Origin of the sequence: Mycobacterium sp. 1165178.9, assembly GCF_001673555.1 — a bacterium.
Classification (GTDB): domain Bacteria; phylum Actinomycetota; class Actinomycetes; order Mycobacteriales; family Mycobacteriaceae; genus Mycobacterium.
In genome coordinates this window covers 1-6,662 of record NZ_LZMB01000369.1, presented here as the reverse complement: position 1 = coordinate 6,662, position 6,662 = coordinate 1, and the positions used below count along the sequence as shown (strand labels likewise).

Sequence of the window (6,662 nt, the reverse complement as noted above, 5' to 3'; positions counted from 1 at the left end):
GCGAAGGGCCCGTCGCTGATCACCGTTTGGTTGTCGTCGACCGCGACTCGTTTCGCCAGAGCGGGATCCGCGAGGCCTTCGCTCGCCACGAGCTCACCGGATTCGGCGAGCTCCGCGCTGAGCGCGACGTGATCGTGGCCGAACCGCTCCCGCATATCCTCGGGCAACGCCTTCCAGCGCTCGAGGAACTGCGGATTGCTCTGGATCAGGATCATGTACTTCACTACGGCCTCCCGGGATCTCCGCGAATTGAAAAAGTATTGCGCTCCTGTGTCGAAACCGGGGCGCCTGATTCGACACCCCTATGAAGGGACCGCTTCAAGGGCCCCACGAGAAGGGATCAACATGCAGATCAGCCGCACCGGAACCGACGTACATACTGTTCTCGACAAGCTCGTGGCCGCGCACGCCACGCATGACGCCGAGGCGCTTTTTGCGCTCAACACGAACGACGTGGTGACGTATTCGCTTGCCCCGCCGCTGCAGCAGGGCCCCGACACCCCGTACGGCACCGTGGCAGGAACCCAGGCGTGGTTCGCGGGATTCGAGCGCCCGATGGAGATCTCCTTCCACGACCCGGTCGTGACGCAAGACGGCGACGTCGCGTTCGTTCATTCCCTGACGAAGATGACGTTCACCCGTGCCGGTGAAAGCGAATCGCACTCGATCTGGTACCGCTCGACCTTCGGCCTGCGCCGCGTCGACGGTTCCTGGCGTATCGCGCACCGGCACGATTCGACGCCGTTCTACATGGACGCGTCGTTGCGCGCGGCCACCGATCTCGAACCCTGAGCGATGCGCGTTGTGCTGCAGATAGATTCAAGCCGGCAATGGCGCGCCGCACTGCAGCGCACCGTTGTTCGGATCGGCGTTTCCGGGTGTGGGTCTGACCATCTGGTCGGACTGCACGAAAACGTTGTCGTCCACGTCGATCTCGCAGTGCACGTTCGCCGAGTACGGGAAGTGCACCACGACGCGCATGCCGGCCTGCTGCGGGTCGGGCAACACCGTGTCGGCTTCGAATGCGTTGCCGGGCATCGAGCTCAGCCCGGCCGTGTTGGTCTGACCGCCGTTGATCACGAAGATGGCCTGGCTACCGGTCGTCACGCCGTCGACCCTGGCTCGATAGGTGATGTTGTGTAGATCCGCTCCTGCCGTTGCCGAATTCAGCTGGGCGCCGGCGGCGATGATCGTCATCGCGGCGAGCGGGAAAAGCTTGCGGCCATGGGAGCTCATAGCAGCTGAGATTACGCGCAACGGCGACGGGTCCACCAGGCCGTTCGATACAGCAGCTAGGACTGGCAACGGGGACACCAGAACGACATCCGGCCGCCGATCCGGCCCTGGCAGAGCTGGGTGCCGCAGCGCGGGCAGTGCGGGTCCGGATCGTCGCGTGCCCCGGTGAGCCAGCGCGACAGGCCAGGGACACGGCCGTGGCGTACCGCGGTGTGCAGTACTTGCGTCATTGCACGATGCAAGTGTTTGACGGCGTCGTCGTCCAGCTCAGCAACGGGGAGGGTGGGCCGTATTCTGGCCCGCCAGCAGATTTCGTCGACGAGCAGATTGCCGAGGCCCGCGATCACCGACTGGTCCATCAGCGTCGGCTTCAGCTGCCTGGCACCCTTGCGTCGCCCGGCAATCACGTTCCGAAACTCTCGCAGATCCATGCCCAGCGCGTCGGGCCCCTGTGCACCCAATAGCTCGGCGAGCTCGGCGTCGTCGGCGGCGAGCCAGACCCCGCGCAGCTTGCGGAGGTCGGCGTAGCGCAGTTCACCTTGGTCGAGCGACACCACCAGTCGCTCATACTTTTCCGGCTCGTTGTCGGCGTTGGCGTAGTACGGGTGTCCGGTCATGCCACTGTGGATCAGCAGGGTCGGGCCGTCGGTCGGCAGTATCAGCCATTTGCCGTGCCGGCGCGGGGCTTCGAAGCGGTGGCCGACCAGACGCCGCGCGAGTGCGGTGGCGGAGGCGTTGCGCAGAATCCCTGGGTCGCGGACGTCTACGTGCTGAATTCGTCGGCGGGGCAACGTTTTCGCCAGCTCGCGCCGGAACCCTTCGACATCCGGCAGTTCAGGCACGAAGTTTCGCCAATCGCTCGATCGGCCGGGTCAGCGAGCGGGCGTGCCGAAACATGTCGGCCCACGGATCGCCTTGCCCCGCAAGCCGTTCGGGGACGTCGCGAATGCTGAACCGATCGGCTCGCAGTCCGCGCACGTCCAGTTCGTCCCACTGAAGCGGGGTGGCCACCGGCGCGCCTTGGCGGGCCCGCACCGAGTACGGCGCGACGGCGGTCTGCGCGTAGGCGTTGCGCATGACGTCCAGGTAGATGCGGCCCTCGCGCTTATCCTTGCGGGCTTCCACGGTGCGGTGCGCGTCATCGTCGGCGGCGACGACTTCGGCGACGTCGCGGGCGAATTGCCGCACAGTGTCGAAGTCGGCGTCGGCGCGTAACGGCACCACCACGTGTAGCCCCCGAGATCCGGTGGTCTGCACGTAGCTCGCCAGCCCCAGGTCATCGAGCACGTCGGCCACCGTGCGGGCGGTCGCGCGCACCACCGCGAAATCGGCGTCGGACGGATCGAGGTCGAAGACCAAGCGGTCGGGATGGTTCAAGTTGCCTTGCCGCGACTGCCAGACGTGCAGGGTTATGCAGTTCTGGTTGGCCAACCAGCGCAGGGCTTGCGGGCGGTCGGCCAGCGGATGCACCAGGGCGCCGCCTTCTTTGTCGACCTGAACCCCGTTCATCCAATCCGGCAGCGTATCGGCGAAATCCTGTTGCACAAAGCCCTTTTCGCCGATGCCTCGCGGGAAACGCTGCACGGTCAGGGGGCGGCCCTTCAGATGCGGCAGCATGGTTTCGGCCACCTCGCCGTAGTAGTCGGCCAGGTTTAGCTTGGTTATCCCGTCGGCCGGGAACATGACCCGATCCGGGTGGGTGACCTCGACCTCGATGCGTGGCATCAGCGTGTCTCGCGAACTACGTCTGCGGCGCGGCGCGCCGAATCGTGGGGGTCGCTGTGCCCTACGACGAAAGGCATGTCACGGGCATACCCGTAGTCCGACTGCGAAAACGGCTACCGCAGGCGCCAGGTCAGTGGCATTCCTTGGCGTGCCAGCCACCGTGACAGGTCATAGCCGTTTGCCGCCAATCCGTCGACGGCGGCCACGGCACGGCGCACCGCTCGCTCGGCGGCCTCGGGGGTGAGCAGTCCGTGGCGGACGGCGTCCAGTAGCTCGTCGATATCAGTGAGTTCGGCTCTGGCGCCGGTGCGGACCTCGATGTCCAAATAGTGGTCTTCGGAATGCCACGCGGTGGGGCCGGGCACGTAGTCGCCCACATCCAGGTAATAGTCATGGTCGCGTTCATGCCCGGGATTGAAGTGAAACACGGTGGCGCGCAAACCCAACGACGGCAGCAGCCAGGACTCGAGGTAATGGAACTGGGCGCGCCCGGGAGTGGGGCGGGCTATGTAGAGGCCCCACGGCTGCACTGCGTACTCGTCGACGGTCCGCACGATGCCTTTGGGATCGGTGTTTGTGCGGGCCAGGAGGTCGAACGTCTCGTGCTTGGGCGGGTGAATGGTGTCACCCTACCGCTGCCGGGCGAGCCGCTATCGGCGCAAGCGGATCTTCCATCGCACGAAGCCGGCGTAGAAGAGCGATAAGGCGGCCAGCATGCCCATGTCGAGCAGCCAGATCTTCGGCGTGTGTTGCCAGAATCGATCCTGGGACAGCAGCGAATCGGGGACCAGGTGGCGCAGATCCACCGTCGCCGACGCCGCGGCGTAGCCCCAGCGCGCCGGCATCGCCCACGAAAGCTGGTTCAAACCAAGCCGGCCGGTTACCGGCACCATCCCGCCGCACAGCACAAGCTGCGCCATCACCGTCACTACGAACAGCGGCATGATCTGCTCGCTGGAGCGCACCAGCGACGAAATCGCCAGTCCGAGAATGGCCGAGGCGACACACGTTGCCGCGACGGTGGCGAACAGTTCGACGGTGGCCCCGAGGGTCGAGTGGCCGAACAATACCGCGCCGCGCGTCGGGGCGCTCTTGCCGATCACCACGATTGCGGTGACGATCGCCGACTGCAGTATCGCGAAACCGCAGAACACCGCGGTCTTGGCGAGCAGGTAGGCGGTGGTCGACAACCCGACCGCTTGCTCGCGCTGGAAGATGGGGCGTTCGCCGACCAGATCGCGAATTGTCAAGGCGGTACCCATGAATGCCGCCGCCGGCATCAGCAGGGCCAGTATCTGCGCGGCTTCGTCGGGTGTGCCCGCGTTGGGTGCGGGGACGTGAAAACCGTTGGTGCCGGGCACGGTCAGAGACAGCGAGCCGAGGATGAACGGCAGCAGCGCGAGGAAGACGAAGTAGGCGCGGTCGGCGATCACCAGGCGGACCTGCCGGCGGGCGATGGTCGAGATCTGGCGCCGCACGCTGGTGTGAACCGGTTCGCCGAGGCTGCTCGGCTCGTCGGTCTTGTCCGGTAGATACCTCTGGGGCCGCTTTTGGGCCTCGTTCTGTTCCAGGAAGCGGCGGTTGGCTTCGTCGGGGTCGGCGCCGACCTGGGTGAAGATCTTCGCCCAGTTGGTGGTGCCCATTGCCCCACCGATCTGGTCGGGCGCGCCACAGTAGGCGGTCTTGCCGCCGGGAGCCATGAGCAATACCTGGTCGCACACGTCCAGGTAGGACAGCGAGTGTGTCACCACCAGTACGACCCGACCGGCATCGGCCAATTGGCGCAGCATCGTCATGACCTGCAGATCCAGCGCGGGATCCAGACCCGAGGTCGGCTCGTCGAGGATCAGCAATGACGGCCCGGTCAGCAACTCGAGCGCCACCGAGGCGCGTTTGCGTTGTCCCCCGGACAACTTCTCGACGCGGGTATCGGCGTGCTTGGTCAGGTCGAGTTCGTCGAGCACCTGGGCGACGACCTTGGCGCGGTCCGCTTTGCCGGTGTCCGGTGGCAGCCGCAGCTCTGCGGCGTAGCCCAGCGCCTGGTTGATGGTCAGCTGGCGATGCACCACGTCGTCCTGCGGGACCATGCCGATCCTGCTGCGCAGGGATGCGTACTCGGCGTGAATGTCGTGGCCCTCGAAGGTCACTGAGCCGGAGGTCGGGGTGGTGTAACCGGCAATGAGCCGGGCCAGTGTGCTCTTTCCGGCGCCCGAACCGCCGATCACGGCGGTCAACGTGCCGGGGCGCGCGGTCAGCGAGATGTCGTCCAGCAGTTGTTTGCCGTTGTCGACGACGTACTTGACGTTGCGCACCTCGAGTCCGCCGGTGCGGGCGGCGGCGCTGGTGTGTTCGGTCAGGGTGCCGTCTCGGAACACCAGGTCGACGTTGCCGATGGTGACGATGTCGTTGTCGGACAGGATGGCGGAGCCGACCCGGGTGCCGTTGACGAACGTTCCGTTGACGCTGTTGTCCCGGATCTCGGTGCCCAGTTGGGTGGGCACCAAGCTGGCGTGCTGACGTGAGGCCAATACGTCGGAGACGACGATGTCGTTCTCGGGGGCGCGGCCGATCGTCATGGCGCCCGTGGTGCCCGCGGCCGACGACGCGCGTGGCGAGAGCAATTTCACAAAACGGGTCGCGAGGTTGGACACGTCGGCCGTCTTGGCGTTGATCACGGTGAATTCCGCCGCGGGCGTGGGGGATGGCTGGGGCGGCGCCGTGGTTTCGTCCGCGCCGGGTGGTGTGACCTGCAACCTTCCCGGCGAGCCGGGGTCGACGACGGTCAGCTCCTCGGGTGGGGCGCCTCGTGGCGGCGGTGCCGGTGGCACGCGGGGCGGTGGCGCCTGTCGCGGCGGCACCGCGGGCTGCCGCGGCGGGGGATTTGGCGGTCTCGCCGGCTGCCGGGGTGGCACTGGGCGCGACGGCGCCCCCTGGGGACCGCCGCGCGCCGGGCCCCTGTCGGGGACGCCGGGCCGGGCTTGCGGGCGCTGCGGCGGGTGCGTCGGGCTGGTTTGCTCAGCAAGCGCCGACCAGGCCAGGGTCGGCGGCCCCGAGTCGTGGCTCGGCCGGGGCCGGGGTGGCAGGCCGGCGTGACCGGTCTGCGGGCCGATCGCGAAGGTCAGGCGCGGACCTTGGGGGTTTCCGACGTGCAGGCTCTGGCCGTCGTGGATATCGACCACCGGCATCCGGTAGCCGTTCAGGTAGGTCCCGTTCAGCGAGCCGTTGTCGATTGCCAGCCAACGGCCTTGGTCGAACCGCAGGATCAGATGCGCGCGCGAGATGCGCGGATCGGCGATGCGCACATCGGCTTGCACGTCGCGACCAACGACCACCTCGTGGCCGGCCGCGAAGGATCGTTGGGACCCGTCATGCCGAATTGTCAGGATGGGCGGGGCGGGTCGAGTCACTACTCAAGTATCGGCCCGCGTCGGCAGTGCGCTCTATTGGACCCAGCTGTGACTTCGCTTTGTTTCGATTCGGCGACTCATAGCGCATTCATAGCCTGCTGCGACGAATCGCCCACTGCGGTACGGCATTATTCGATCGGGAGGTTGCAATCTTCGATTGTGTCCGTGCGTGCCGAGCACAGTGCTGTGCTGACAGACAGGAAGACGGAATAGAGGGCCCGATCGCGAGGCGCATGCCCGCGGTGTGCGATCCGCATCACGTTGCGGCAACACCTGGGCGGTGCCCGGCCACGA

Annotated in this window: 7 protein-coding genes; 1 reads left to right on the top strand and 6 read right to left on the bottom strand. The window is 66.6% G+C overall.

What is annotated here, in order from left to right; genetic code table 11:
* Positions 1-224, bottom strand: a 224-nt coding sequence (locus A5652_RS16060; protein ID WP_232001208.1) for a YciI family protein, incomplete at its 3' end; no start/stop codon positions are given.
* Positions 225-345: 121 nt separating this feature from the next.
* Here A5652_RS16060 and A5652_RS16055 point away from each other — a divergent pair.
* Entirely contained in the window at positions 346-792 is a 447-nt protein-coding gene (locus A5652_RS16055; RefSeq protein WP_067353233.1) for a nuclear transport factor 2 family protein, read from the top strand.
* Positions 793-819: 27 nt separating this feature from the next.
* Here A5652_RS16055 and A5652_RS16050 read toward each other — a convergent pair whose 3' ends face one another.
* From A5652_RS16050 to A5652_RS16030, 5 genes are all read right to left on the bottom strand, one after another.
* Positions 820-1,236 (bottom strand): hypothetical protein, encoded by a 417-nt coding sequence (locus A5652_RS16050; protein WP_067353231.1) that lies wholly within the window; start codon positions 1,234-1,236, stop codon positions 820-822.
* A 56-nt stretch (positions 1,237-1,292) separates the two neighbouring features.
* Complete coding sequence (locus A5652_RS16045; RefSeq protein ID WP_067353228.1) at positions 1,293-2,078, bottom strand: Fpg/Nei family DNA glycosylase; 786 nt, start codon at positions 2,076-2,078, stop codon at positions 1,293-1,295.
* Positions 2,071-2,961 (bottom strand): non-homologous end-joining DNA ligase, encoded by an 891-nt coding sequence (gene ligD, locus A5652_RS16040; protein ID WP_067353226.1) that lies wholly within the window; start codon positions 2,959-2,961, stop codon positions 2,071-2,073. The genes A5652_RS16045 and ligD overlap by 8 nt, the downstream gene beginning before the upstream one ends.
* Before the next feature lie 113 nt (positions 2,962-3,074).
* Positions 3,075-3,515, bottom strand: a complete 441-nt coding sequence (locus A5652_RS16035; protein WP_067353223.1) for a DUF402 domain-containing protein — start codon at positions 3,513-3,515, stop codon at positions 3,075-3,077.
* Between the two features lie 96 nt (positions 3,516-3,611).
* A complete protein-coding gene (locus tag A5652_RS16030) occupies positions 3,612-6,368 on the bottom strand; it encodes an ATP-binding cassette domain-containing protein (RefSeq protein ID WP_197513976.1) in 2,757 nt (918 codons plus the stop codon).
* Positions 6,369-6,662 lie beyond the last annotated feature (294 nt).

What these genes read in the sequence shown, in the direction of transcription:
- A5652_RS16055 (WP_067353233.1), top strand. Translation starts at nt 346, where the DNA reads ATGCAGATCAGCCGCACCGGAACCGACGTACATACTGTTCTCGACAAG.
- A5652_RS16050 (WP_067353231.1), bottom strand. Translation starts at nt 1,236, where the DNA reads ATGAGCTCCCATGGCCGCAAGCTTTTCCCGCTCGCCGCGATGACGATC.
- ligD (WP_067353226.1), bottom strand. Translation starts at nt 2,961, where the DNA reads ATGCCACGCATCGAGGTCGAGGTCACCCACCCGGATCGGGTCATGTTC.